At 71.6% G+C, this 25,396-nt stretch carries 26 protein-coding genes and 1 riboswitch; of the genes, 4 read left to right on the top strand and 22 right to left on the bottom strand.

Translation table 11 applies throughout. The features are described from left to right. Positions 1 to 18 precede the first annotated feature (18 nt). The 4 genes from ACZ39I_RS28635 to ACZ39I_RS28620 form a co-directional block, all read right to left on the bottom strand. A complete protein-coding gene (locus ACZ39I_RS28635; RefSeq protein ID WP_467247522.1) occupies positions 19 to 1,308 on the bottom strand; it encodes a bifunctional 3,4-dihydroxy-2-butanone-4-phosphate synthase/GTP cyclohydrolase II in 1,290 nt (429 codons plus the stop codon). Further along, the gene (locus ACZ39I_RS28630) at positions 1,305 to 1,946 is read right to left on the bottom strand and encodes a nicotinamide mononucleotide transporter family protein (protein ID WP_352389930.1); all 642 of its coding nucleotides are present in this window, start codon (positions 1,944 to 1,946) and stop codon (positions 1,305 to 1,307) included. The genes ACZ39I_RS28635 and ACZ39I_RS28630 overlap by 4 nt, the downstream gene beginning before the upstream one ends. Next, the gene (locus tag ACZ39I_RS28625; RefSeq protein WP_467247521.1) at positions 1,943 to 2,548 is read right to left on the bottom strand and encodes a riboflavin synthase; all 606 of its coding nucleotides are present in this window, start codon (positions 2,546 to 2,548) and stop codon (positions 1,943 to 1,945) included. Before ACZ39I_RS28625 ends, ACZ39I_RS28630 begins: the two co-directional genes overlap by 4 nt. Positions 2,549 to 2,694: 146 nt before the next feature. Beyond that, positions 2,695 to 2,825: riboswitch (FMN riboswitch) on the bottom strand. 235 nt (positions 2,826 to 3,060) lie between these two features. Continuing rightward, on the bottom strand, positions 3,061 to 4,254 hold the full coding sequence (locus ACZ39I_RS28620) for an ROK family transcriptional regulator (RefSeq protein WP_467247520.1): 1,194 nt from the start codon (positions 4,252 to 4,254) through the stop codon (positions 3,061 to 3,063). A gap of 112 nt (positions 4,255 to 4,366) precedes the next feature. Between ACZ39I_RS28620 and ACZ39I_RS28615 the strand changes: the two genes are divergently transcribed. Beyond that, on the top strand, positions 4,367 to 5,578 hold the full coding sequence (locus ACZ39I_RS28615; protein WP_467247519.1) for an MFS transporter: 1,212 nt from the start codon (positions 4,367 to 4,369) through the stop codon (positions 5,576 to 5,578). Here the strand turns inward: ACZ39I_RS28615 and ACZ39I_RS28610 are convergent. Both ACZ39I_RS28610 and ACZ39I_RS28605 read right to left on the bottom strand, forming a co-directional pair. Continuing rightward, positions 5,538 to 5,996, bottom strand: a complete 459-nt coding sequence (locus ACZ39I_RS28610) for an acyl-CoA thioesterase (RefSeq protein WP_467247518.1) — start codon at positions 5,994 to 5,996, stop codon at positions 5,538 to 5,540. The genes ACZ39I_RS28615 and ACZ39I_RS28610 overlap by 41 nt on opposite strands. An 81-nt stretch (positions 5,997 to 6,077) precedes the next feature. Next, on the bottom strand, positions 6,078 to 7,202 hold the full coding sequence (locus ACZ39I_RS28605; RefSeq protein ID WP_467247607.1) for a glycoside hydrolase family 6 protein: 1,125 nt from the start codon (positions 7,200 to 7,202) through the stop codon (positions 6,078 to 6,080). Positions 7,203 to 7,378: 176 nt separating this feature from the next. Here ACZ39I_RS28605 and ACZ39I_RS28600 point away from each other — a divergent pair, with 176 nt between their 5' ends. Beyond that, positions 7,379 to 8,065: a DUF5995 family protein gene (locus tag ACZ39I_RS28600; RefSeq protein ID WP_467247517.1), complete on the top strand. Its 687-nt coding sequence runs from the start codon at positions 7,379 to 7,381 to the stop codon at positions 8,063 to 8,065. 148 nt (positions 8,066 to 8,213) lie between these two features. Here the strand turns inward: ACZ39I_RS28600 and ACZ39I_RS28595 are convergent, their stop codons facing one another. The 8 genes from ACZ39I_RS28595 to ACZ39I_RS28560 all read right to left on the bottom strand — a co-directional run bounded on the left by ACZ39I_RS28595 (position 8,214) and on the right by ACZ39I_RS28560 (position 17,526). Next, positions 8,214 to 9,926 (bottom strand): flavin monoamine oxidase family protein, encoded by a 1,713-nt coding sequence (locus ACZ39I_RS28595; RefSeq protein WP_467247516.1) that lies wholly within the window; start codon positions 9,924 to 9,926, stop codon positions 8,214 to 8,216. A gap of 32 nt (positions 9,927 to 9,958) precedes the next feature. Next, entirely contained in the window at positions 9,959 to 10,747 is a 789-nt protein-coding gene (locus ACZ39I_RS28590; RefSeq protein WP_467247515.1) for a carbon-nitrogen hydrolase family protein, read from the bottom strand. A 116-nt stretch (positions 10,748 to 10,863) separates the two neighbouring features. Beyond that, positions 10,864 to 12,087 (bottom strand): MFS transporter, encoded by a 1,224-nt coding sequence (locus ACZ39I_RS28585; RefSeq protein WP_467247514.1) that lies wholly within the window; start codon positions 12,085 to 12,087, stop codon positions 10,864 to 10,866. A 105-nt stretch (positions 12,088 to 12,192) separates the two neighbouring features. Continuing rightward, the gene (locus tag ACZ39I_RS28580; RefSeq protein WP_467247512.1) at positions 12,193 to 13,605 is read right to left on the bottom strand and encodes an HAD-IA family hydrolase; all 1,413 of its coding nucleotides are present in this window, start codon (positions 13,603 to 13,605) and stop codon (positions 12,193 to 12,195) included. A 20-nt stretch (positions 13,606 to 13,625) separates the two neighbouring features. Next, positions 13,626 to 14,675: an ABC transporter ATP-binding protein gene (locus ACZ39I_RS28575; RefSeq protein WP_467247510.1), complete on the bottom strand. Its 1,050-nt coding sequence runs from the start codon at positions 14,673 to 14,675 to the stop codon at positions 13,626 to 13,628. 3 nt (positions 14,676 to 14,678) lie between these two features. Next, positions 14,679 to 15,491, bottom strand: a complete 813-nt coding sequence (locus tag ACZ39I_RS28570; protein WP_451477156.1) for an ABC transporter permease — start codon at positions 15,489 to 15,491, stop codon at positions 14,679 to 14,681. After that, on the bottom strand, positions 15,479 to 16,375 hold the full coding sequence (locus ACZ39I_RS28565; protein WP_467247508.1) for an ABC transporter permease: 897 nt from the start codon (positions 16,373 to 16,375) through the stop codon (positions 15,479 to 15,481). The genes ACZ39I_RS28570 and ACZ39I_RS28565 overlap by 13 nt, the downstream gene beginning before the upstream one ends. Further along, positions 16,372 to 17,526: an ABC transporter substrate-binding protein gene (locus ACZ39I_RS28560; RefSeq protein WP_467247507.1), complete on the bottom strand. Its 1,155-nt coding sequence runs from the start codon at positions 17,524 to 17,526 to the stop codon at positions 16,372 to 16,374. Before ACZ39I_RS28560 ends, ACZ39I_RS28565 begins: the two co-directional genes overlap by 4 nt. A 211-nt stretch (positions 17,527 to 17,737) precedes the next feature. Between ACZ39I_RS28560 and ACZ39I_RS28555 the strand changes: the two genes are divergently transcribed. Next, positions 17,738 to 18,478 (top strand): GntR family transcriptional regulator, encoded by a 741-nt coding sequence (locus ACZ39I_RS28555; protein ID WP_467247505.1) that lies wholly within the window; start codon positions 17,738 to 17,740, stop codon positions 18,476 to 18,478. A gap of 11 nt (positions 18,479 to 18,489) precedes the next feature. Beyond that, entirely contained in the window at positions 18,490 to 18,948 is a 459-nt protein-coding gene (locus ACZ39I_RS28550) for a hypothetical protein (RefSeq protein ID WP_467247504.1), read from the top strand. Here ACZ39I_RS28550 and ACZ39I_RS28545 read toward each other — a convergent pair. The 8 genes from ACZ39I_RS28545 to ACZ39I_RS28510 form a co-directional block, all read right to left on the bottom strand. Continuing rightward, entirely contained in the window at positions 18,941 to 19,393 is a 453-nt protein-coding gene (locus ACZ39I_RS28545) for an Lrp/AsnC family transcriptional regulator (protein WP_007380661.1), read from the bottom strand. The two genes, ACZ39I_RS28550 and ACZ39I_RS28545, sit on opposite strands and share 8 nt — an antisense overlap. Positions 19,394 to 19,403: 10 nt before the next feature. Then, complete coding sequence (locus tag ACZ39I_RS28540; protein ID WP_467247503.1) at positions 19,404 to 20,861, bottom strand: amino acid permease; 1,458 nt, start codon at positions 20,859 to 20,861, stop codon at positions 19,404 to 19,406. 157 nt (positions 20,862 to 21,018) lie between these two features. Next, positions 21,019 to 21,405 carry a hypothetical protein gene (locus ACZ39I_RS28535; protein ID WP_467247502.1) on the bottom strand — a complete coding sequence of 129 codons (387 nt, stop codon included), beginning with the start codon at positions 21,403 to 21,405 and terminating at the stop codon, positions 21,019 to 21,021. 15 nt (positions 21,406 to 21,420) lie between these two features. After that, positions 21,421 to 21,936 carry a GNAT family N-acetyltransferase gene (locus ACZ39I_RS28530; RefSeq protein WP_467247501.1) on the bottom strand — a complete coding sequence of 172 codons (516 nt, stop codon included), beginning with the start codon at positions 21,934 to 21,936 and terminating at the stop codon, positions 21,421 to 21,423. 71 nt (positions 21,937 to 22,007) lie between these two features. Then, positions 22,008 to 23,450: a GuaB1 family IMP dehydrogenase-related protein gene (locus ACZ39I_RS28525; protein ID WP_467247606.1), complete on the bottom strand. Its 1,443-nt coding sequence runs from the start codon at positions 23,448 to 23,450 to the stop codon at positions 22,008 to 22,010. A gap of 132 nt (positions 23,451 to 23,582) precedes the next feature. After that, positions 23,583 to 23,885, bottom strand: coding sequence for a barstar family protein (locus tag ACZ39I_RS28520; RefSeq protein WP_467247499.1), 303 nt, complete (start codon positions 23,883 to 23,885; stop codon positions 23,583 to 23,585). Further along, positions 23,882 to 24,250 (bottom strand): guanyl-specific ribonuclease, encoded by a 369-nt coding sequence (locus ACZ39I_RS28515; RefSeq protein ID WP_467247497.1) that lies wholly within the window; start codon positions 24,248 to 24,250, stop codon positions 23,882 to 23,884. The genes ACZ39I_RS28520 and ACZ39I_RS28515 overlap by 4 nt, the downstream gene beginning before the upstream one ends. A gap of 39 nt (positions 24,251 to 24,289) precedes the next feature. Further along, on the bottom strand, positions 24,290 to 25,333 hold the full coding sequence (locus tag ACZ39I_RS28510; RefSeq protein ID WP_352389952.1) for a sugar-binding transcriptional regulator: 1,044 nt from the start codon (positions 25,331 to 25,333) through the stop codon (positions 24,290 to 24,292). Between the last annotated feature and the right edge of the window lie 63 nt (positions 25,334 to 25,396).

The raw sequence follows: 25,396 nt of genomic DNA, 5'->3' as shown, positions 1-25,396 counted from the left end.
CAGGTCTCCTCGAAGTACTTACTGGTTGCTGCAGGTGGACACGGGGGTGGTGTCCAGCCAGGGCAGGTCGTGGCCCATCCGGTCCCGCTTGGTGCGCAGGTAGCGGAGGTTGTGCTCGCCCGCCTGTACGGGCATCGGCTCCCGGCCGGTGACCTTGAGGCCGTGGTGCAGGAGGGCGTCGGACTTGTCGGGGTTGTTGGTCATCAGACGCAGGCTGTGGACCCCGAGATCCTCGAGGATCTGCGCGCCGGCGCCGTAGTCCCGGGCGTCGGCGGGCAGGCCGAGTTCCAGGTTGGCGTCGAGCGTGTCGTGGCCCTGTTCCTGGAGTTCGTAGGCCCGCAGCTTGGACAGCAGGCCGATGCCTCGGCCCTCGTGGCCGCGCAGGTAGACCACCACTCCCCTGCCCTCGTCCTGGATGCGCTCCAGGGAGGCGTCGAGCTGGGGGCCGCAGTCGCAGCGCAGGGAGCCGAAGATGTCGCCGGTGAGGCACTCGGAGTGGACGCGGACCAGGACGTCCTCGCCGTCGCCGATCTCACCGTGGACGAGGGCGACGTGCTCGACGCCGTCGACGGTGGAGCGGTAGCCGTACGCCGTGAAGGTGCCGTGGGCGGTGGGCAGCCGGGTCTCGGCCTCGCGGCGGACCGTGGGCTCGCTGCTCCGGCGGTAGGCGATCAGGTCCTCGATGGAGATGATCGTCAGGCCGTGCTTGCGGGCGAAGGGGATCAGCTCGGGCAGCCGCAGCATCCGGCCGTCCTCACCGGCGATCTCGACGATCGCGCCGGCCGGGCGCAGTCCCGCGAGGCGGGCGAGGTCGACGGCGGCCTCGGTGTGGCCGTTGCGGGTCAGGACGCCTCCGTCCTTGGCGCGCAGCGGGAAGATGTGGCCGGGCCGGACGAAGTCGGTGGGCTCGGCGGCGCCGCTCGCCAGGAGCTGGAGCGTGGTCGCGCGGTCGGCTGCCGAGATCCCGGTGGTCACACCGTGCGCGCCGGACGCGTCCACGGAGACGGTGAACGCGGTCTTCATCGACTCGGTGTTGTCGTCGACCATCTGCGGCAGCTTGAGCCGGTCCAGTTCGTCGCCCTCCATGGGGGCGCAGATCAGGCCGCGGCACTCGCTCATCATGAAGGCGACGATCTCGGGGGTGATCTTCTCGGCGGCCACGACCAGGTCGCCCTCGTTCTCGCGGTCCTCGTCGTCGACGACCACGATCGGGCGGCCGGCCGCGATGTCCGCGATGGCCTGCTCGACCGGGTCCAGCGCGAAGTCCTCGAAACCGTCGGTGCTGTACAGAATGGGTGCGGCGGTCATGCCGGCGCTCCTTCCAGGGCGGGCTGCTCGGACTCGCGGGAGCGCAGCCACCAGTCGCGCATGCCCCACAGGACGAGCGCGCCGTAGATGACGTAGACGAAGCCGGAGAAGGCGTAGCCGTTGGCGAAGTTCAGTGGGACGCCGACGAGGTCGACGAGGAGCCAGGCGAACCAGAACTCGACCATGCCGCGGGCCTGGGCGTACATGGCGACGACGGTGCCGACGAAGATGTAGGCGTCCGGCCAGGGGTCCCAGGACAGGGTCGGGTAGGCCTTGAAGAGCAGGGCGACGGCGACGGTGCCGACGGCGGCGGCGCCGACGAGGGCGCCGCGTTCACGCCAGGTGGCGAACCGGGGGGCGATGTGTCCGTCGCCGGACTCGCCCTTGTTGCGGTTCCACTGCCACCAGCCGTACACGGCGACGACCATGACGACGGCCTGCTTGCCGGCGCTGCCGGTGAGGTGCCCGTAGAAGGCGCCGAAGAGGATGAGGCCGGAGGCGAACTGCACCGGCCAGCTCCACAGGTTGCGCCGCCAGCCGAGGGCGAGGGCGATCAGGCCGAGGACGTTGCCGATCATGTCAGACCAGAGGATGTGCTGGCCGAACAGGGTGAAGGCCTCGGTGTTGAGGGAGTTCACCGTCCCGCCCCCTGAGCGCTCGCGAGCAGGCGCTCGACGTACTTGGCGACGACGTCGACCTCGAGGTTGACCGGGGCGCCGGGCTGCTTGAGGCCGAGCGTGGTCAGGGCGAGGGTGGTGGGGATGAGGCTGACGGTGAAGTAGTCGGGGCCCGCGTCCACGACGGTGAGGCTGATGCCGTCGACCGTGATGGAGCCCTTCTCCACGACATAGCGCGAGAGGTCCGCGGGCAGCGAGATCTTGATGATCTCCCAGTTCTCGGAGGGCTTGCGCTCCAGGACCTCGCCGGTGCCGTCCACGTGGCCCTGCACGATGTGCCCGCCGAGGCGCGCGCCGACGGCGGTGGGGCGCTCCAGGTTGACGCGGGAGCCGACGCCCAGGGCGCCGAGGCTGGAGCGGTCGAGGGTCTCGGCCATGACGTCGGCGGTGAACTCGTCGCCCTCGTGGTCGACGACGGTGAGGCAGACGCCGTTGACGGCGATGGAGTCCCCGTGTTTGGCGCCCTCGGTGACGACGGGGCCGCGCAGTCGGAAGCGACAGGCGTCGCCGAGGTTCTCGACGGCGGTGATCTCGCCCAGCTCTTCGACGATTCCGGTGAACACTTCCCGGGTCCTCCCTGCCTCTTCGGGCACGGACTCCGGGGCTGTCGATGACGACAGAATGAACGAGCGGGGACATCGGGGGCGACGCCGGACACACTCGTCCCTCAGGACGAACGGATACGACGGCGCGCACGAATGCCCGCCCGCCGCGCACTGCCTCCCATCCGGACTTTAACCGTCGGTCCAGGAATTTCACCTGGTCAACCGGCCGCTGGAAGCGGACGGGTCGCGGACTGTAACCGCCGGTTCGGACTTTCACCGACCCCGGAGTGCGCTGCTTCTGGTACAGAGCCAGTCTGCCACGCCTGATCGACGTCCACACAAGCGAATGGTGTGGGGTGGCTCACAGACCGTATCGATGGACTTGTGCGGCCGGATTTATTCCCAACGGGCTGATGGCTCAGATCCATTGACGAAATGGTCTAGTCCTTTTTAGGGTCGCCCTGCGTGGACACCCGTAGAGACGGGCCCGGCGGCGGTGACGACGGCCCTTGCCCGCCGCCGGGTCTCCTTCACGGCAGGGCTCCGCGTACCGGAAAGGGTGCGAACAACTCGTCCTGGGCCTTTTCCCTCGCCGTGAGAAGGGCTCCTCGCAGGACCGCCCCTCCGCCCAGCGCGCTCGCCCGCACCTCGGTGGGCAGCGGTGACATACGGCGGACCCGTTGCTCCACTCTCGCCGCGAGGTCCGCCCCGCCCGCCCGGCCCACCTCGCCGGCCAGGACCAGACAGCCCGGGTCGAGGATGGCGACGACCGCGGCGACTCCCACGGCGAGGCGGTCGGCGAGGGCGTCGAGGAAGTCCGTCGCACCGCCCGCCACCGCCTCCCGGACCACGTGCGCGGCCAGGGGCTCGTGCCCTTGCGCCGCGACCGTCAGCCCGTGCCGCCTCGCCAGTTCCACGATCGCCGCCGACCCTGCCAGGGAGTGGAAGCCTCCTTCACAGTCCCTCGCCGACGGCAGCACCGCCGTACCCGGCACCGGCAGGAACCCGATCTCTCCCGTGCCGCCGGACGCGCCCCTGCGCAGGGTGCCGTCCAGGACGACGGCCGCGCCCGTGCCGTGGCCGAGCCACAGCAGGACGAAGGTGTCCCGGTCCTGGGCCACGCCGTCGCGCTGTTCGGCCAGCGCCGCGAGGTTGGTCTCGTTCTCGACGTGGACGCGGGTGTGCGGGAGCCGTTCCTGCAGCGCCAGCGCCAGTCGACGGTGCCAGGCGGGCAGGCCGCCGGTGTCACGCAGTTCGCCCGTGGCCGGGTCGATCAGACCGGGGGCGCCGATGCCGACGGTGTGCAGCTCGGGCACCCCCGCCTCCTTCGCCGTCCGCTCGACCAGCGCGACGGCCTGCTCGACCGCGGGCCCGGTCCCGGTGTCCCCGCCGATGGGTACCGAAGCCTCGGTCAGCACCCGTCCCAGCAGGTCGGAGACGACGACGGAGACGCCCTCGGTACGCACGTCGAGGGCCGCGAGATGGGCCTGATCGGCGACGATGCCGTACAGCTTCGCGTTCGGGCCGCGGCGCTGCTCCCCCGACTCCCCGACCACGTCGATCAGTCCGGCGACGGCGAGGCGCTCGACGAGGTCGGCGACGGTCGGCCGGGACAGTCCGGTGAGCTGCTTCAACTGCCCTGCCGTCAGCGGGCCTTCCTGCTGGAGCAGTCGCAGGGCGAGCCGGTCGTTGATGGCCCGGGCAGTGCTCGGGGATGCGGGCATGCCGGGAATCCTCTCAGATCCGCACTGCCGAATACGCGCTATCTATCAGGCAAGGTCCCTGATAGTTTACGGCGGCACCAGCGTGGTGACGAGGATCTGGAGGGGCCCGATCATGAGCGATGTGGGGTACGCGCCGGCAGAGGTGCGGCGGGCCCGGTACGCCGTGGCCGCCGTGTTTGCCGTGCACGGAGCCGTGACCGGCTCGTTCGCGACGCGCGTGCCGTGGATCCAGGACCACGCCTCGGTGAGCGCGGGTCAACTGGGCTTCGCCCTGGCCTTCACGGCGTTCGGCGCGTCCTGCGCGATGCCGCTCGCCGCCCGGATCAGCCACCGCTTCGGCAGCCGGGCGGCACTGCGCGGACTGCTCGTGCTGTGGACGCTGTCCCTGGTCCTGCCGGCGCTGGCGCCCAACCTCTACACCTTGTGCCCGGCGATGTTCGTGTACGGAGCGAGCGCCGGCATGGCCGACGTGGTCATGAACGCGCTCGGCGTGGAGGTCGAGAACCTGCTGGGCAGGTCGATCATGTCCGGGCTGCACGGCATGTGGAGCGCGGGCGCGCTCGTCGGGTCGGCGGGCGGCACGCTCGCAGCCCATCTGGGCGCGGACGCGCGGGCGCACTTCGCGCTGGCGGCGGCCTGCCTCACCGTCCTCGGCGTGGTGGCGTGCCAGTGGGTCCTCGACGTGCAGGCCGGTGCGGACGAGGAGGCTCCGCCCCGGTTCACGCTGCCCCCGAAGTCGGCCCTGCTGATCGGCACGGTCGGTTTCTGCGCGGTGTTCGCGGAGGGGGCGAGCCTGGACTGGTCGGCGGTGTACCTCAAGGACCGGCTGGACTCCTCGGCGGGACTCGCCGCCGCCTGCACGACCGGCTTCATGCTCACCATGGCGGTGGCCCGGATCGCGGGCGACGCCGTGGTCAACCGCTTCGGGTCGGTCCGCACGGTCCGCCTGGGCGGTGTCCTGGGCGCCGGCGGCGGGCTGCTCATCGTCCTGGCGAACCATCCGGCGGTGGCGATGACCGGCTTCGCCCTGATGGGTCTCGGCATCGCCGTGGTCGTGCCGCTGTGCTTCGCGGCGGCGGGGCGCAGCGGGCCCAACCCGAGCCAGGCGATCGCGGGCGTCGCGACCATCACCTACACCTCGGGGCTCATCGCGCCGAGCCTGCTGGGCGGGGTCGCCCAGGCCACCAACCTGACGGTCTCGTTCGTCCTGGTGACCGTCCTGGCCGGTGGCCTCGTCGCCTTCGCGGGCGTGCTGCGCGCGGGAGACCGGGACCGCCCGAAGCTCAGTCCCGCGCCCGCAGCAGTTCCCGACCGGCGGCCCTGAAGCCCTCACTCCAGGGCGCGGGGCGCAGGGTCCCGGGGTCCAGCCGGACCAGCACCCGGGTGCCGCGCGCGTACGTCGTGACCCCATCCGCGGAACAGAACCGGAAGCCGTAGGTCAGGCCGGTGGTGCCGAGTCGCTCCAGCCACAGGTGGACGGCGTAGGGGCCGCTCCGGGTGACGGGGACGTCGTAGCCGATCAGCAGCTCCTTGACGACGTTGCAGGCGTCCCCGGCACGCGCCCAGTCCCCCTCGAAGCGGATACCCCGCTCCTGCCAGAACTCTGTCCAGGCCCGCTCGACGAGCAGGGGGTAGCGGGCGTTGTGGAGCATGCCCAGGGCGTCCAGGTCGTCGAAGTGGACCGTGACCGGGATCAGCCGGCCGTAGGACAGGGCGGGGGCGAGGGTGGCGTCGGCGGTCACGGGCGGAACTCCTGGGTGTATAGGGCAACGACCCCATCCTAAGCGTTCGCTCATCCCAGGTCGGAGCGGCCGTCGGCCGTCCTACGGCGAGGCCAGGTCATAGGCGTACGACGGGCTGAACGTGCCCGGTGTGCCCTTGCAGCCGTCCGACTCCCCCGGCAGCTTCACCCACAGGTAGGCGTCGATCTCCGGCTCGCCGGTGTCCAGGGTCGGGGGCCGGCCGATCTTCCGGCCCGCCGGGTCGCACCACTCGCCGTCGGGCGGGGCGCCGTTGCCGTTGCGGCTGGTGTCGATGACGGCGCCGAGGCTCGGCGGTCCGGCGAGGGCGGCGAGGACCTGGCGGTCGTAGGCGATCTCGGCGGGTGTGGAGTGGAAGTTGGAGACGTTGCTGAAGATCCCGTCGGAGGAGGCGGCCGAGGCGGCGCCCGCCTGCTTCAGCAGGGCCGCCTGCCTGGCCGCCGGGTGCCAGCCGGAGTGACCGGCGTCGTAGTAGACGCGGACCCTGGGATCGGCGGCCTTCAGGACGCGGCCCGCGCGGGCCAGCGAGGCGAAGCGGTCGGCCCGTCCGGCGGCCGGGAGGCAGTCGGACTGGGCGATCGCGTCGGGCTCCAGGACGACGACGACCTCGCCGGAGCCGAGCCCCGCGGCGAACCGGTCGATCCAGGCGTCGTACGCGCCGAGATCCGGTGCCCCGCCCTGGGAGGCGCCGCCGCAGTCGCGGGCCGGGATCGCGTACGCCACGAGCACCGGGACCCGGCCCTGCGCGGCACCGCCCGAGGTGACCGCGCGGACCCGGGAGGTGATGGTGGCCGGGGTGTAGTCGGCGAACCAGACCGCGGCGGGCCGGTCGGCGATGCGGGCCGCTATGACGTCGGCGCGCCGGTCGCGCGGGTTGTCCCGCACCCAGTCGAGCACTTGGGAGGAGGGGTGGCGGTAGAGGAGCGCCTTCGGTGGACCGGGGCTCGCCTTCTTGGGGGACGGGGACGCGCTCGCCTTCGCGGCAGGCGAGGCGGTGGCGGAGGCGGGGGGAGAGGGAGAGGCCGGCTCGGAGGCCGACGGCACGGCGGACGGCGCATCCGGCTCCGGGCTCGGGGAGCCGCTGACGAGCCCTGGCCGCGCCTGGTCGGAGCCTGGGCGGCCGTCGAGCGCGGAGAGCATCCCGGTCGCGGTGCCGACGGCGACCACCAGGGTGCCCGCCGCGACCATCGCGGTGCGGCCCGCGGCACGCCTGCGTGCGGCGCGGCGCGCGGCCAGTCGCTGGGCGCGTAGGCCTGACACCCGGTCGCTCCCCCCCCCCTCGCGCGACGGGCGCGTTCCCCCGTTCTGGGGAAGCGTCGGGCCCGCCGGTACCCGGGTCAGCCTAGGACTGGGACCCTGCCGGTATGGCGCAATTGGAACAGTTCACCACTCCCCTCGACGCGGTCGTCTCCCGTATGCGCGCCCTGGACGAGGACCTGCCGGAGCGGGACGGTGTGGCGGTCTTCAACCGCGTCTACCTCGCCGTCACCGAGGCGTTCGACCGGTGCGTCGACAGGGGCAGGTTCGCGGACGCGCGGGCCGCGATCACGCTGGACGTGCGGTTCGCCGAGCGCTATCTCGCGGCGGTGGAGGCGGTCGCGGGCGAACACCGTCCGCCGGCCTGTTGGCGGCCCCTGTTCCAGTTTCGCCGTCATCCCGGCGTACGGCCACTGCAGTTCGCGCTCGCGGGCATCAACGCGCACATCGGGCACGACCTGGCGCTGGCCGTGGTGGACACCTGTCGTAGCCTCGGCTGCGAACCCGCCGACGTGGAGGACGAGTTCGACCGCGTGGGCGACCTCCTCGTCTCACTGGAGGAGCGCATCCGCGAAGATCTGATGCCGGGCCCCGACCTCCTCCAGATCGCCGACCCGCTCACCCATCTACTGGGCTCCTGGAGCCTGGACCGCGCCCGCGACGCCACCTGGACCGCGGCCCGGGCCCTGTGGGCGCTGCGCGGACTGCCCGACGTGGCCGGTGATTTCACCGAGCGCCTGGACACGGCGGTGGGCTTCGCGGGCCGCATGCTGCTCACGCCGTTGCCGGACTGAGCGGCTGGACGTGCCCGACATGGCACGTCCTGTTGCCGGATCCCCCGACCCAGGTACCGAGCTGTCCTGGAACCCCCGTCACCCGTGGTGTGCCCGAACCGGCCCGTCCGGCACCCTCCGGCAAGTGGCACCAGTTGAGTTCCGCGGTCTAGTCCTCCGGCAGCTCCACCGGTGCGATGTCCTCGTACACGTCCCCCGGCCCCGGGTTGCTCGCGTCCGTCTCGCCGCCGAAGTGGTGCATGACGCCCCAGACCGCGTTCAGGGCCGTCTGGATCGCGCCCTCGGCCCAGCCCGCCGTCCAGGAGATGTCGTCGCCGGCGAGGAAGATGCCCCGCTTGTCCTCGGGCAGCGCGTCCTGCATGAAGTGGGTGAACAGGCGCCGCTGGTAGCGGTAATGGCCGGGCAGGTTGGCCTTGAACGCGCCCATGAAGTAGGGCTCGTTCTCCCAGGAGACCGTCACCGGGCTGCCGATGATGTGCTTGCGGATGTCGACCTTGGGATAGATCTCGCCGAGCGACTTCAGCATGACCTCCATCCGCTCGTTCGCGGACAGCGGCAGCCACTTCAGACTGTCGTCGCACCAGGTGTAGGAGAGGCAGATGACGGCGGGCTTGTCCGGGCCGTCGTCGAGGAGGTAAGTGCCGCGCGTCATACGGTCGGTGAGGGTCATCGACATGACGTCCCGGCCGGTCGGATTTCCCCTGTCGTCGACGGCCTTGTCCAGCCAGAACGGCCGGTCGACCGGGACGAAGAGCTTCGACGACTCCATGTAGTGGGTGCGCTCGATCGCCGTCCAGTGGTCGATCGGGAAGAGCGAGTCGTCGCAGGCGATCTTGGACAGCAGCATCCAGGACTGCGCGGTGAAGATCGCCGCCGGATAGGTGCGGATGTCTCCCCGGGCGTCCGTCACGGTGATCCGGTTGCCGGCCGTGCGGTGCAGGCGGGTCACGGCCGGGCGGGGCTCACCATCGACGTGCAACGACTTCAGCGACGTCCCGTACGGCCAGTGCACGATCTTCTCCGGCTCGCGCTCCCACAGCCTGAGCGGCAGCTGCTGGGAACCACCGACGATCCCGCGGTGGTGGTCGTCGGCCTCGGTGTAGACGACGCGCAGGATCTCCAGGATGGAGTTGGGGAAGTCGGTGTCCCAGCCGCCGGTGCCGAAGCCGACCTGGCCGAAGATCTCGCGGTGCCGGAAGGACTTGAAGGCCTCGGAGTCGCAGAGGAAGCCGTAGAAGGTCTGGTTGTCGAGCTTCTCGACGAGCCGCGCCCAGATCTCGCGGATGCGCGGCACGTCCCGCTCACGCAGGGCGCGGTTCATGTCGGTGAAGTCGGCGCCCTCCTCGAGGCACCTGTTCCAGGCCTCGGCGACATCGCGGTAGACCTGCGGGAGGTCGGCGATGGTCTCGGCGTAGTGCGACTCGCCCTTGAGGTCGACGACCGTCGAAGGGGTGGTCTCCGCAAGGGGGTTGGGGAAAGGGCGGGTCTCCAGGCCGACGAGGTCGATGTAGTGCTGGAGGGCGGTGGAGGAGGGCGGGAAGCGCATCGCGCCCATCTCCGCGGTCAGCGAGGGGTCACAGCCCTCGAAGCCCACGGTCCGCAGCCGTCCGCCGATCCGGTCGGCCTCGTACACGACCGGCTTGAGGCCCATCTTCATCAGCTCGTACGCGGCCACGATCCCGGAGAGACCGCCGCCGATCACCGCGATCTCGGTGCCGTGCTCGGTCGCCGGTATCTGGCCGAGGCCCGCCGGGTGGGCGAGGAAGTCGTCGTAGGCGTACGGGAAGTCCGGTCCGAACATGGTGATCGGCGGCTGCTGCTCGTCTGCGTGCTCGACGGCGTTGGGCACGGTGGACGTCATGGGGTACGGACTCCTTGAAGCAGGGGGGTGGTTCAGACGAGGGACCCGTAGAGGCCGGGCCTGCGGTCCGCCAGGTACGGGTTCGCCTCGCGGGAGGCGGCGAGGAACTCGGGGTCGGCGTCGGCGAACACCAGCTCCTCGGCGCGGCCGGCGCGGGCGCGGGCCACCCCGTCGGGGCCGGCCAGCACGGAGAGCCCGACGAACTCGAACTCCCCTTCCGGGCCGACCCGGTTGACGTAGGCGACGTACAGCTGGTTCTCCCAGGCGCGCACCGGCACGAGGGACTCGGCGACGAACTGGAAGGGGTGCATCTGGGCCGTCGGCACGATGAGGAGGTCGGTGCCGGCGAGGGCGTGGGCGCGGACGTTCTCCGGGAACTCGACGTCGTAGCAGATCATGAGGCCGACGGTGAGACCGGCCAGCTCCGCTTGGACGACCGGCTGTTCGCCAGGCTCGAAGTGGTCGCGCTCGAAGCAGCCGAAGAGGTGGGTCTTGCGGTAGTTGGCGAGCCGGGTGCCGTCGGCGGAGATCAGCTGGGCGGAGTTGAAGACGGAGCCGCCGGCCAGTTCGGGGTAGCCGTAGGCGATCGCGACGCCGTGCTGGGAGGCGATCTCCGCGACCGCGTCCGCCGACTCCCCGTCGGCCGCCTCGGCGAGGCGGGCGACGTCATCGCCGATCGCGTACCCGGTGAGGAACATCTCGGGTGCGGCCAGCAGCGCGGCGCCCGCGGCGGCGGCCCGGCCCGCGGCCTCGTCGAGGACCTTGAGGTTCCCCTCGACGGAGCCGGGGCGGCCGGAGCTCTGGAGCAGGGCGGTGCGCATGCGTGATCCTCACCGGGCGGAAGGTGGATGTGGGGGCCACATGGAGGGGCCATGTAGACGGTACGGGCGGCTCACCAGGAGGGACAAGGAGAAGCCGTTGCGCGCCGGTAAGCGTTTCATTGCGTACGAGCGCGCTCCTGCGGCGATTCGTTGCGCGGACGCCTGCTGGCCCGGCCCAGTACCAGTGCCGTCACCAGATACGGCACCGACAGGACCACGAACACCGTGCTGTGCGCCATGGACGCCCCGAGCAGGGTGTACACGCCGAACACGGCGACCGTGACCAGTTCCGTGCCCAGGCTCGCCACCGAGGTGAGGGTGGCCCGGCGGGCGTCGTCGATGCGGTGCTGGAGGCGGACGTCGGCGAGCACCTCGGCCAGCTGGAAGCCGGCGAAGGCGAGGCCGACGAGGGCGATGCCGGCCGGGGTGCGGACCCCGGCGCCCACGGCCAGGGCGAGCGCGGCGCCCGCGATCAGGGCGGCGGGGCCCCGGGTGCCGAGGCGCTCGGCGGGCCCGGCGAACAGGCTGCCGGCGGTCACGGCCGCCCAGACCAGCAGGACCAGGTAGGGCACGGTCGCGTCGGCCACGCCGAGGTCGCGGATCAGCAGCGAGACGTACTCGTCGAGCGCACCCCAGACCGCGGCGACGGCCGGCACGAGCAGCAGGGCCCACTGGACGGACCGGTCTCCGCGGGCCTCGGCGAGTCCGGCCCGCAGGGTCGCCGACCAGCGGGTGCTCCCCTTCCCGGCCGGTACCCGGTGTTCCGGGAGCCGGGTCGCCGTCGCCGCGGCCAGCAGACAGGCCAGGACGCTCGCGGCGCCCACGGCCGGGTAGCCGCCCAGCGCGAGGACCGGTCCGGCGAGGCCCATCGCCACGACCGTGGCCAGCAGCCGTGCCGCCCGGGTCCGCCCCATCACGCGCGCGTACCGCTCGGCGGCCCCGAGCCGCTCCAGCTCGTCGTAGACCAGGGCCTCCAGCGAGCCGGAGCCGAGCGCGCCTCCGGCTCCCCACAGGACGAAGCCCAGCGCGAAGGCGCCGTACGACGGCACGGTCACCCACAGCGCGAAGCCGGCGGCCGTGAGCAGCGGTCCGATCCACAGCAGCCGGCGCCGCGAGACGGTGTCGGCCCAGGCGCCGGAGGGCACCTCGAGGACGACGGCCGTGAGGGACCACAGGGCGAACAGTGAGGAGATCTGCCAGAGGGGCAGACCGGTGTCGGCGAACAGCAGCGCGTACACCGGGTAGAGCAGCACGAGGTCGTCGAGGAACGCGTAGCCGTACAGCGTGGTCGTCAGCCGGCGGACGCCGGTCGCGGGCACACGTGCGCGTGAGAGTGTCATGGGGCCTTCCCTGAAGGGCGGTTCGGACGTCGTGGGTACGGCGTCCGAGGCGGCCCTCGGGAGGCACGGCTGGTGGATCAATGTCGCCAGGTCATGGCACCGATGCTAGACAGTCGCGGGCCCGCTGCCCAGCGAAAATGTGGTGATCACCGCGGCGTGGTCGGACGGCCAGTCGTTGTCCGCGACATCCGGCCAGGTCCGCGGGGTGCCGCTGACGTAGGTGCGCGAGTCGAGAACCCGCAGACCGCGGTGGAGGACGAAGTCGATCCGGTCCTGTGGCTCCGGCCCGGCGTGGACCGGGGACCAGGTGTGACCGGACTCCCGTACGGGATCGGGGTGCGCCTGCCGGTAGGAATCGGCGAAGCCCGCCTCCTCGGCCGCCTTCGTGACCGGCCAGTCGGCGTCCGGGCGGTCCAGGTGGGAGGGGCAGTTGAAGTCCCCGACGAGGACGGCGGGCGCGGCGTCGCCGACGCGGCGCAGGGTCTCCCGCAGCTGCGTGAGCCGCACCTCCTCGTGAGCGGCCGGATCCCCGGCGGTGGCGTAGGGCCCGTACGCCTCGGAGTCCAGGTGGACCGTCCACACGTCGATCTCCCGCTCCCCTACGGCGATCCGCGCGCCGGCCGCCCCGTAGAAACCGACGTCCGGGTCGCCCAGCTCGGCCGTGACCGGGAAGCGGCTGATGATGCCGAGGTTGGTCCCGGCACGGTGGTGGTGCCAGCCGAGCGCCTCGGCGAGTTCCTCAGCGGCGGTGCCGTACGTCTCCTGGAGTCCGACCACGTCCACGTCGGTCTCGGCGATGACCTTGAGCTGCTTGGCCCGGTGGTCGTGGACCTCGGTGCCGCCGTACCAGAGGTTCCAGGTCATCACGCGGAGCCGGAGCGGCAGCAGAGCGCGGAGTCTGTCGACGGTGGCGCCCGCCAGGCTGGCCAGTACGGTCCGGCCGGGCGCCGCCTCTATGGGGGCGAGCGAGGGAACCGCCAGCACCGCGCAGCCCGCCGCTTCCGCCGAGGCGACGCCGGTCTCCGTGTCCTCGACGGCCACGCAGACCGCCGGATCGACGCCGAGCGCCCGGCAGGCGGCGAGGTAGGGGTCGGGGGCCGGCTTGGTGTGCGGCGTGTCGTCGGCGGTGACGGAGACCGCGAAGCGATCGGCGCCGAGCGCGTCGAGCACGGTGTCGGCGACGGCCCGGGGGGACGCGGTCACCAGGGCCGTGGGGACGCCCTCGCGGGCCAGGGCGTCGAGCAGGTCGAGGGCGCCGGGGCGGGGCACGATGCCGGTGCGGACGCGGTCCGCGAACTCCCGGTGGAGGGTGTCGGCGAGGTCCGCGGCCGGGGCGCCCGTGGCCGCGGCCAGCCAGGCGGCCGTGTGCTCGACCGGGCGGCCGAGCACATCGGGCCGGTCTTCCTCGGTCAGGGCCCGTCCGGCGACCTGCTCCACCGCCTCCCACCACAGCCGCTCGGTGTCGACGAGCGTGCCGTCCATGTCGAACAGGACGGCTTGGAGGGGGAGTTGCTTCACGGGTGCCTCTTTCTGGAAGTTCAGGACGCGCGTTCGGCCACGAGCACCGGCCGCTCGGGCAGCGACACGCTCACCGCGGCGCCGGCGGTGAGCGCGGCGGCCTCGTGCGCGGGCAGGTCGGCCTTGACCTCGGTGCCGTCGGCGAGCCGGACGGTGACGCGGACGGCCGCGCCCAGGAAGGACGTGGCGATCACCCGGGACTTCCCGTCCGCCTCGGCCCTTACCCGCACGGCCTCGGGACGCACCAGCACATCCACCTCGGTCGCGGACGGCACCGGGCCGTCGACCGGCAGCCGCTGCCCGAGCACGTCGACCGTGTCCTGGACGAGCCGGCCCGGGATCCGGCTCATCGTGCCCACGAACTCGGCGACGAATGCGGTGGCGGGACGGCCGTACAACTCACTCGGTGGCGCGCACTGTTCGAGCCGGCCGGCGTGCATCACGGCGACCCGGTCCGCCATGGACAGGGCCTCCTCCTGGTCGTGGGTGACGAACAGGGTGGTGATGCCGAGCTCCTGCTGAAGCCGCCGGATCTCCTCGCGGAGGCTGAGCCGCACCTTGGCGTCCAGCGCAGACAGCGGCTCGTCGAGAAGCAGCACGCGCGGGCGCAGGGCGAGCGCGCGGGCCAGCGCGACCCGCTGCTGCTGGCCGCCGGAGAGCTGGTGGGGGAACCGCGCGCCCTTGTCGGCGAGCCCGACGAGGTCCAGCAACTCGGCGGCACGGGAGCGCCGTTCGGCGGTGCGGACCCCGCGCATCCGCAGCCCGAAGGCCACGTTGTCGAGGGCGTCGAGATGCGGGAAGAGGCTGTACGACTGGAAGACCATCCCGGCGTCGCGGCGGTGCGCCGGCACCCGGGTCACGTCCTCGCCGTCCACCAGCACCTCGCCGGAGTCGGGGTGTTCGAAGCCGGCGAGCATCCGCAGAGCGGTGGTCTTGCCGCAGCCGGACGGGCCGAGCAGGGCGAGCAGTTCACCCGGCCGGGCGGTCAGGTCGAGTCCGTCGAGGGCGACGGTCGGACCGAACTCCCGCCTGAGTCCCCGGAATTCGACAGTGGCAGCTGATTCAGGCATGGGTCATCCCCGGGAGGTAGGACGGGTACGGCCGCCGAAGCCGGCCAGGACGAGGAGCAGCACCCACGTCACGAGCAGGCTGAGCACGGACACGGCGACGGACAACTGGGCCTGCGAGCCGCTGACGTTGACGATCCACACGGCGAAGGGCTGGAAGCCCAGCAGCTGGGCCACGGTGAACTCGCCGAGCACCAGGGCCAGGGTGAGGAAGGAGGCGTTGAGCAGGGCGCCGCGCAGGTTGGGCAGGACGGCCCGGACCAGGGCCTGCGGCCAGCCGGCACCGCAGCTGCGGGCGGCCTCGACGAGAGTGCGGACGTCGATCGCGCGCAGCCCCGCGTCCAGGGCCCGGTAGACGAAGGGCAGCGCCATGACGACGTAGGCCAGGACCAGGACGAACGGGAAGTCGGGGTTCTGGATGGCCACGAAGGTCTCGAACAGTGGGGTGCGGGAGAGGTGGTCGGGGCCCCACTTGAGGACCGTGCCGATGCCGGCGACGAACGCGATCGGCGGGACGACCAGCGGCAGCGAGCACACCACCTCGACGAGGGGCCGCAGCCGGGGTGCGCCGAGCCGCAGCGCGACCATGGCGGGCACCATGAGCAGCAGGACGACGGCGATGGTGGCGAGGGCCAGCTCCAGCGAGAGCAGCAGGCTGGAGACGAAGCCGTCGGTGGAGAAGATCTGGGTGTAGGCGTCGAAGGTGATGCCCTGGCCGGGCACGTCGACGGTGAAGACGACGGAGGCGGCCAGCGGCACCAGGAAGTACAGGCCGGCGAGGCCGAGGACGCCCCACCGCCACAGGTTCAGGCGAGCCATCGCGCGCTCCTCCGCTGCAGGGGCAGGTACACGGCCATGACCAGGCCCGCGACCAGGACCATGTCGAGGCTGAGGGCCAGGGCCACGTTCTCCTGGCCGACCAGCACGTTGCCGGAGATGGCGTCGGCGATCTGGAGGGTGACGAGCGGGATGGAGCTGCCCACCATCGCGGCGGCGGTGGCGTAGGCGGCGAAGGCGCTGCCGAAGAGCAGTACGAACCCGCCGAGCAGCGTGGGCAGCAGGACGGGCAGGGCGACGAACCGCCAGTACTGCACGCCCGTCGCCCCGTTGTTCTGCGCGGCCTCGCGCCACTGGACGCGCAGCCCGTCGAGGGCGGGCGTGATGGTGAGGACCATGAGGGGGATCAGGAAGTACAGGTAGACGATGACCAGACCCCAGAAGCTGTAGAGGTCCCAGCCCTTGTCGGCGAGGCCGAACTGCCGGGTCAGGACACCGGCGTTGCCGAGCGTGGCGACGAAGGCGAAGGCCAGCGGCACACCGCCGAAGTTGGCGAGGACCCCGGACGCGGTGAGCACGGCCTCGCGCAGGGCGCGGAAGCGGGAGGTCACCACGGCCTGGGCGAGTGGCAGTCCGACCAGGGTGGCTAGGGCGGCGGACACGGCCGACAGCTTCACGCTGCCGAGCAGCGCGGTGAGGTACGCGCCCTTGAGGGAGGCCGTCAGGTTGTCGAGGGTGTACGAAGTCGCCCCGGTGGCCGGGTTCTTGGCGGTGAAGGCGCCGTCGAGCATGGCGACGGCGGGCAGCCCGAAGGCGACCGCGACGAACGCGAGCAGCGGGACGACCGCGACCCAGCCGAGGGACCGGCGCCGCCGCTTCGCGCGAGCGGCGGGCGCCGTGTCCACCCGTACGGCGGTGGCCGTCATCCGGAGACGGCCTTCGCCCAGCCCTGTCCGAGGACCGTCTTGGCCTTGTCCTGCTGGGCCTCGGTCGGGAACTTGGGCGTTCCGGAGACCGCGGGCAGCTTGGCCGCGGCGGCCTTGTCGAGAGTGCCGGCCTTCTCCATGGCGGTCATCAGGGCCGGGCGGGCGTACCCCTTGAGCCAGAGGTTCTGGCCCTCGGCGCTGTACAGGTACTCCTGCCACAGGCGGGCGGCCGCGGGGTGGGGGGCGTCCTTGTTGACGGCTTGGGAGTAGTACTGCGAGAACTGGCCGTCGCTCGGGACCGTGACCTTCCAGTCGACGCCCTTGGACTTGAACTCGTCGGCGTACCCGGCGTTCAGGTAGTCCCAGTCGATGCTGATCGGCGTCTCGCCCTTCTCGACGGTGGCCGGGGTCGACTCGACGGGCGTGTAGTTGCCGTTCTTCTTCAGCTTGGCGAAGAAGTCCAGGCCGGGCTGGATGTCGTCGAAGGAGCCGCCGTTCGCCAGCGCGGCCGCGTAGACGCCGCCGAAGGCCGAACCGGACTTGGTGGGGTTGCCGTTGAGGGCGACCTGGCCCTTGTACTGGGGCTTGAGCAGGTCGGCGAAGGTGGTGGGGCAGGTCTTGACCCGCTTGGCGTCGCAGCCGATGGAGATGTAGCCGCCGTAGTCGTTGTACCAGCGGGCCTGCGGGTCCTTCTGCCCGGTCGGGATGTCGCCGTACGACGCCACCTTGTAGGGCGCGAGCAGGCCCTGCTGGGCGGCGCTGATCGCGAAGGAGCTGCCGAGGTCGAGCACGTCGGGCGCCCGGGTCTGGCCCTTGCGCGAGGTCACGGCGTTGATCTCGTCCTGGCTGGAGCCGTCGGGGTTCTCGACGGCGACCTTGATGCCGTACTTCTTCCGGAAGCCGTCGATGAGGGCGCCGTAGTTGGCCCAGTCGCGGGGCAGCGCGATGGCGTTGAGCGTGCCCTCCTTCTTGGCCGCCTTCTCGAGTGCGGAGAGGCCCCCGAAGTCGGCGGCGGAGGTGGCGGTGGCGGCGTTCTTGCCGTCGGCGGTGGTCGACGCGGTGTCGGGGGCGGCGCCACAGGCGCTCAGGGCGAGGGCGGCGAGGGTGGCGAGAACGCCGACGGCGGCTGTTCTCGGCAGGGACACGGTCACGGCTTCTCCAGGGGACGCGCGAGGGTGGAGCCAAACGGAGAGAACTTGTCTGAACAAGTTGGCCTCAGTAAGGCCGCCGCTGGTGTCCTGTCGGTAAACACTGGCGAAACGATGGCCCCTGAATTCCCGCACAATCAGGACTTCTCCGAGCCGCCCGGGATGTCGACTACGCTGGTCACGCTGTGCACAGCGACCGACTCAGAGGGGAAGCATGGGGGCGCGACACGAGGAGATCGCCGACGAACTGCGCCGGGCGATCGACCGCGAGGAGTACACCGTCGGCAGTCTGCTGCCCGCCGAGACGGAGCTCGCGGCGCACTACGGCGTCTCGCGCGGCACGGTCCGCCAGGCGGTGGCGGCGCTCACGGCCGAGGGCCTCATCGGATCCCGCCAGGGTGCCCGCCGGGTGGTGCTGACCAGCCGCCGCAGCCAGAGCTTCGCCGAACTGCGGAGCTTCGCGGAGTGGGCGCGGGCGATGGGGCGCCGGGCGACGGGCCGTGTGGTGGCGCAGGAGTCCCGGCCGGCCTCCAAGGAGGATGCGGTACGCCTCCAACTGGCCGTCGGGACCCCGGTGTTGCACGTCCTCAGGGTGCGCGGCCTGGACGGCGAACCGGTGTTGCTGGAGCGGACGGTGTACGCCGACTGGATCTCCCCCACCGTCGAGGCCATCGAGCCCGAGTGCCCCTCGGTCACCCAACGTCTTTACGATGACACGGGGTTGGTGTTCGCCTACGGGGAGCACGTCATCGACGCGGTGGCGGCGGGGGCGCGGGACGCGGAGCTGCTGGGAGTCCGCCGTACGAGTCCGCTCCTGCGGGTCCGCCGGGTGACCACCACCCGGGAGGGCCGCCCGGTCGAGTGGTCGGACGACCGCTACCGTTCGGACGCGGTGAGTTTCAGCGTGCACAACTCGATAGGCAACAACGCGCTGGCCAGGAAGACGGCCGACTGAAGGAGACCCTCATGGAGATCACCGGCCTCCCGCACGTGGACGAGCACACGCAGATCGTGGCTGCGAACGCCCACGCCGTGTGGCAGAGCATCGGCGAGGTTCTGGACCGCTCCTTCTCCGAGGGACGCTTCGCCGGGTACGCCCGCCTGGTGGGCTGCCCGGACCGCACGGCGGCCGGACCGCGTCCCATGGCGGAGGGCTCGGTCTACCCCGGTTTCCATGTGCTGTCCGCCGCCCCGGACCGGGAGCTCGTCCTGGTCGGCCGCCACTACTTCTCGACGTACGCCCTGGTCTTCCGGCTCGACGAGACCGGTCCCGGTCTCACCCGGCTGCGGGCCGAGACCCGGGCACGGTTCCCCGGGCCGGTCGGCACCCTCTACCGGCTGCTCGTGATCGGTACGGGCGGGCACGCGCTCTCCGTACGGCGGCTCCTCGCGGCGGTCCGTCGCCGAGCCGAACACGTCAGGTAGGCGAGCCCGAGGAGAAGCGGCGCAGCAGCGGGGAGAGGACCAGGACCGACTTGGTGCGCTCCACGAACGGCTCGCCCGCGATCCGTTCCAGGACCCGTTCGAAGTGCCGCATGTCGGAGGCGAAGACCTGCACGACCGCGTCCGCCTCGCCGGTGACGGTGGAGGCGGCCACGACCTCCTGGTAGCGCTCCAGGCCCCGCTGGATGGTCTCGGGGGACGTGTTGCGCCGGCAGTAGATCTCGACGAACCCCTCGGTCTCCCAGCCGAGGGCCGCCGGGTCCACCCGTACGGTGAATCCGGTGATGGCCCCGGTGGCACGCAGCCGGTCCACGCGCCGTTTCACGGCGGGCGCGGACAGGCCGACGATCTGCCCGATGTCCGCGTAGGAACGGCGGGCGTCCTCGGCGAGGGCGTGCACGATGCGTTCGTCGAGATCGTTCAGCACGGTGGGTGGATCAGCCTTCGGGTGTTGCGAGTCGGGAACGGCGATGGCCGTATACGAAGTAGAACACGAGCCCGACGGCCATCCAGACCCCGAAGACCACCCAGGTGACGGTGGACAGGCTGCCCATCATCCACACGCAGAAGCCGAAGCCCAGCGCCGGGAACACCGGCGAGAGCGGGACGCGGAAGGTCCGGGGCATGTCCGGGCGGGTCCGGCGCAGCACCACGACGGCGATGTTGACCAGCGCGAAGGCGAAGAGCGTGCCGATGCTGGTGGCGTCGGCCAGCTGGCCGAGCGGGATGGCCGCCGCCAGCACCCCGCAGAACAGGGACACGATCACCGTGTTGGTGCGGGGCGCGCCGGTCTTCGGGTGGACCCGGGAGAACACCTTCGGCACCAGTCCGTCCCGGGACATCGCGAAGAGGATGCGGGTCTGGCCGTAGAGGACGGTCAGGACGACGCTCGCGATGGCGATGACCGCGCAGAACGCCAGCAGGGTGCCCCAGAAGCTCTGTCCGGTGACCTCGCGCATGATCTGGGCGAGCGCGGCCTCGGAGTCGTTGAAGTGCTGCCAGGGCTTCGCGCCGACCGCGACGGCCGCGACCAGGACGTACAGCGCGGTCACGATGACCAGCGACAGCATGATCGCGCGCGGCAGGTCGCGCTGGGCGTCCTTCGCCTCCTCACCGGCCGTGGAGGCGGCGTCGAAGCCGATGTAGGAGAAGAAGAGCGTGGCACCGGCCGCGCTGACCCCGGCCATCCCGAGCGGCATGAAGTGCTCGTAGTTGCCGGAGCGGAAGCCCTGGACGCCGATCGCGCAGAACAGCACCAGCGCGGCGATCTTCACGACCACCATGACGGTGTTGGCGCGGGCCGACTCGCGGGCGCCGCCCAGCAGGAAGGCCATGGCGAGCAGGACGACGATCAGCGCCGGGAGGTTGAAGACCCCGCCGTCGCCGGGCGGGGCGGACAGCGCGTCCGGGATGGTGACGCCGATGGTCCCGTCGAGCAGCTCGTTGAGGTACTCGCCCCAGCCGACGGCCACGGCGGCGACCGAGACGCCGTACTCCAGGACCAGACACCAGCCGCATATCCAGGCGATCAGTTCACCCATGGTTGCGTACGCGTACGAGTACGAGGACCCGGCGACCGGGATGGTGCCGGCGAGCTCGGCGTAGGACAGGGCCGAGAAGAGGGCCGTGAGGCCGGCGATCACGAAGGAGAGCGTGACGGCGGGACCTGCTTTCGGCACCGCCTCGCCCAGCACGACGAAAATGCCGGTGCCGAGGGTGGCGCCGATGCTGATCATCGTCAGCTGCCACAGTCCGAGGGAGCGCCTGAGGGCTCCTCCCTCGCCCTGGCCGCCCTCCGCCACCAGGCGTTCCACCGGCTTGCGCCGCATGAGGCGCGCACCGAGCCCCGTGGCCCGTGGTGTGCGCTGTTGTGGGGGTGCGCCTTGGTCGAGCACGCGCTGACTCCTTCGTCGCTGCAGGTGAGTACAGCGAAGCACCCTACGAGCCCGGACGTCACAGTCGTAATGCAGCAACCTTGCACGCACTCGCAAGATCGTTGCGTTCCCGGCCGATGAGCGGGCGTTCGTTGCGCGCGCCTGTGACCGGTGGCCGTCAGCGGTCCTCCGGCTCCCCCGCCACGGCCCGCGCCTCAGCCACATCCACCTCGTCGAACCCCATCCGGCCGGGCTTGCCGTACGCCTCCCGCTGGGCGTCGATCCACCGCGTGTGGGCCTCCCACGCGGCCTGTTTGCTGGTGCCCGTCGCGGCCCCGATCTGCGACCAGGAGGCGCCGGCCTCACGGGCCGCGCGCACGGTCAGCTGACGGCCGTAGGACGCCTTGCGGGCCACGACCTCGCTCAGGGCGAGGAGTTCGAGCAGTTCGGCCCGGTCTGGGGTGTCACTGGGCCCGCCTAGCGCCTCCCGCATGCGCAGCTCGTCGAGCCGGGAGACGGCGGTCAGCAAGGTGTACTGCGGCTCGATGCTCTCGGGTGTCGTCATAACCCCAGGCTTGCGTCAGGCGGGCTTGACGTCAAGGTTGCCTGACGCGAGTTCTCGGACGAGGAACACGCAGGCGTCGACGCACTCACGGGTCGTGCCGTCGTGCTCCTCGTACGCGTAGCGGTCCAGGTAGTCCGTCACCGGCCGGTAGCCGAGCCGTGCGTACAGGGCGGCCGCGCGCGGGTTGTCCTGCCCGGCACCGATGCCCACGGTCGTCAGACCCCGTTCCCGGACCAGTTCCTCGGCGGCCCGGATCAGCTGGGTGCCGATCCCCCGCGAGCGCAGCTCCTCGGGCCACACGGCGAGGCCGCCGATCTCGGGGCAGTCCCACGTGACCTCCGGCGCCGCACACCCGGTCCAGCGCAGCTCCGTGTGCCCCACGGGCCGCCCGTCCAGCCACGCCACGAGGTAGATGCACTCCCCCGCCTCCTGCCGCGCGAACCGCCTGGCGTGGAAGGACGTGGCGCCCGGCGAGCCCATGTACCGGTCCAGCAGCGCGACATCGCCGCTCCGGCAGACGCTGATGTCCATACGACGACCGTACGGACCGGGAAGGCGGACGGCCCCCGATTTTCAGCGGGGGCCCCGCACCACGGACGGACTCAGCTCCAGCTGGCGTGCAGCGGCTTGCCCTCCGCGTAGCCGGCCGCGCTCTGGATGCCCACGACCGACTTCTCGGCGAACTCCTCCAGGGAGCCCGCACCGGCGTAGGTGCAGGAGGAGCGGACACCCGCGATGATCGAGTCGATCAGGTCCTCGACGCCCGGGCGGGCCGGGTCGAGGAACATCCGGGAGGTCGAGATGCCCTCCTCGAACAGCGCCTTGCGGGCCCGGTCGTACGCCGACTCCTCCGACGTGCGGTTGCGCACCGCCCGCGCGGAGGCCATGCCGAAGGACTCCTTGTAGAGCCGTCCGCTCGCGTCCTGCTGGAGGTCGCCCGGCGACTCGTAGGTGCCCGCGAACCACGAGCCGATCATCACGTTGGACGCGCCGGCGGCCAGTGCCATGGCGACGTCGCGGGGGTGCCGGACACCGCCGTCGGCCCACACGTGCTTGCCGTACTTCTTCGCCTCGGCCGCGCACTCCAGGACCGCCGAGAACTGCGGCCGGCCGACACCGGTCATCATGCGGGTGGTGCACATGGCACCGGGGCCCACACCGACCTTGACGATGTCCGCGCCGGCCTCGATCAGGTCCCGCACACCCTCGGCGGCCACGATGTTGCCGGCCACGATCGGGACCTGCGGGTCGAGCGCCCGCACCGTCCTGATCGCGGTGATCATCGACTCCTGGTGGCCGTGCGCGGTGTCGATGACGAGCGTGTCGACGCCCGCGTCGAGCAGCTGCTTGGCCTTCTCCGCGAAGTCGCCGTTGATGCCGACGGCGGCGGCGATGCGCAGATTGCCGTTCGCGTCGACGGCCGGGGTGTACAGCGTGGCGCGCAGGGCGCCCTTGCGGGTGAGGATGCCGGCGAGGCGGCCGTCCTGGTCCACGGCGGGGGCGTAGCGCCGGTTGGCCGCGTCGAGGCGGTTGAAGGCCTCACGGGGGTCGATGTCCGCGTCGAGCAGTACCAGGTCGCGCGACATGACTTCGGAGAGCTGCGTGAAACGGTCGACCCCGGACAAGTCCCGGTCGGTGACGACACCGACGGGCCGGCCCGCCTCGTCGACGACCACACCGGCGTTGTGCGCGCGCTTGGGCAGCAGGGCGAGCGCGTCGGCGACGGTCTGGTGCGGGGCCAGCACGATCGGGGTGTCCAGGACGTGGTGGCGGCTCTTCACCCAGGAGACGACCTCGGTGACGACCTCGATCGGGATGTCCTGCGGGATGACCACGAGGCCACCACGGCGGGCCACGGTCTCGGCCATGCGGCGCCCGGCGATCGCGGTCATGTTGGCGACGACCAGCGGGATCGTGGTGCCCGTGCCGTCCGGCGAGCTGAGGTCCACACCCTGCCGCGAGCCGACGGCGCTGCGACTCGGGACCATGAAGACGTCGTCGTACGTCAGGTCGTACGGGGGCTGGATGTCGTTGAGGAAACGCACGTGCTGCACATCCCAGTCGATCAGAGGTGGCCCCCGGACAGGTCAGCCAGGGGGAAAGAGCACGTACTTCATTCTCCCACGCCGGGCGGAACGCCACCCACGGGCGGATCGTCCAGACCGGCCGCGGGGCCCCTAGGACGAACCTCCAAGGGCGAGCGCCACGGTGAGCGCCGACGCCTGGGAGAACACCTCGCGCGCGGTCGCCCACTCGTCCGGCTGCGCTGCGGCGTACCGGTGCCAGTGGCGTACGACCACGACGGTCTCCTCGTCGGCGCCGTCCCCGGACCACAGGCCCGGGTCGGAGAGGACGTCGGCCAGCGCGTCCCAGTTGCGGCCGAACCAGTCCGGCAGCCGCAGGTCCCGGGCGCAGCGGTCCATCAGGCCCGCCTTGTCCGCGACCCCGTCCAGGTCCAGCGTGACCACGCGTGCCGTCATCTCAGGACCGCCCTGAACGAGTCGTAGTGATCATCGGTGTAGTAGATCTCCCCACCCTGTCCGGTGACGATGCGCCGGGCCCCGCGATCGGGCGAGCCCGGCGTCGGGACGGTGTACTCGTGGTAGTAACCGCGCTGATGCGCCGGCAGCAGCCGCTCGAAGTTCCCGAAGACCGCGCCGTCCTTGGCGTACGGGAACGGCCCGCCCCTGTCGATGAGTTCGAGGGTCTGCCGGGCCTCGGCCGGGAGCTTCGACTCCTGGACGGAGGCCGGGCCGCCGCCCCGCGAGGGATCGTTGTCGGTGGCCGAACACCCCGTCAGGACCAGCAGGCACAGAAGCATTCGGGAGACGAACCGCAGCAGCATGAACACGATGCTGCCACGGCCGCCCCGCATGGCCTTCCGTCAGGGCCCGTCCGGGTCGGCCCTGTTGAGCGCCGGCTTCGGCGTCGTCCCCGCCGTCATCAGGTAGTCAGCGGCGGAGGTGTCCGTCACCAGGCTGGTGACGAGTCCGGACCGCAGCACGGCGTCGATCGCGGCCCCCTTCCGCTGGCCGCCCGCGATCGCGACGACCTCGGGGATACGGCGGAGCTGCTCGGTCTTGACGGTGATGCACCGCTCCCCCAGGTCCCGTCCGACCCGGCGGCCCTCGGCGTCGAAGAGGTGCGCGGACATCTCGGCGGCGACACCGAGGGAGGCGTAGTGCGCCCGCTCCTCGTCGCTGAGCATGTCGTGCACCGTCGAGATGCCCGGCTCCCAGGAGCCGATGGAGACACAGGCGACCGTGACCTTGTCGAAGTACTCGAAGGCCCGGGCGATGCCGGTCTGGTGGCGCAACGCCTGCGCGGTGGCCGCGTCCGGCAGCAGCATCGGCGCGTAGATGGGGTGGGCGTCCCCGCCGGACACCTGGGCGGCCCGCCGCACCGCCTCCACCGAACCGCGCTCGGCGGTCCCGGCGTCGTACACCCCCGTCAGCTGCACCACCGTGCACGGCGGGAGCCGGTCGAGGGCGGCCGCCATGTGGATGGTGGAACGGCCCCAGGCCAGGCCCAGGATGGCACCCTCGTCGACCAGCTCGCCGAGCAGGTCGGCGGCCACTTCTCCCAGGTTCTCGGGGTCGGGCGAGTCCTGGGCCTCGGCCGGGGACTCGACCACGACGGCGTGCCTGAGGCCGTAGCGGGCGCGGAGCGCGTCGGAGCGCTCGGCGTCCAGCTCGGCCGGCACGCGGATCTCGATCCGCACGAGATCCCGTTCGAGAGCGGTCTCCAGGACCCGGGCCACCTTGAAGCGGCTGACGCCGAACTCCTCCGCGATCTGGATCTTGGATTTGCCCTCGAGGTAGAAGCGGCGGGCCATGGCCGCCGCCTGCACCAGCTCAGCGGGTCCCATCCGCATGGCTGACCGGCCAGCCGACATACCCGACACGGCGATCTCCTCACTGCTGTTCACACTCTGGATTCGCCGTTCATCCTTGCAGATCCGGCGCACTTGATCAGCCCTGATGGGAGCCGT

The organism is Streptomyces sp. NPDC024687 (assembly GCF_055559055.1).
This window is presented reverse-complemented; position numbering and strand designations above follow the sequence as displayed.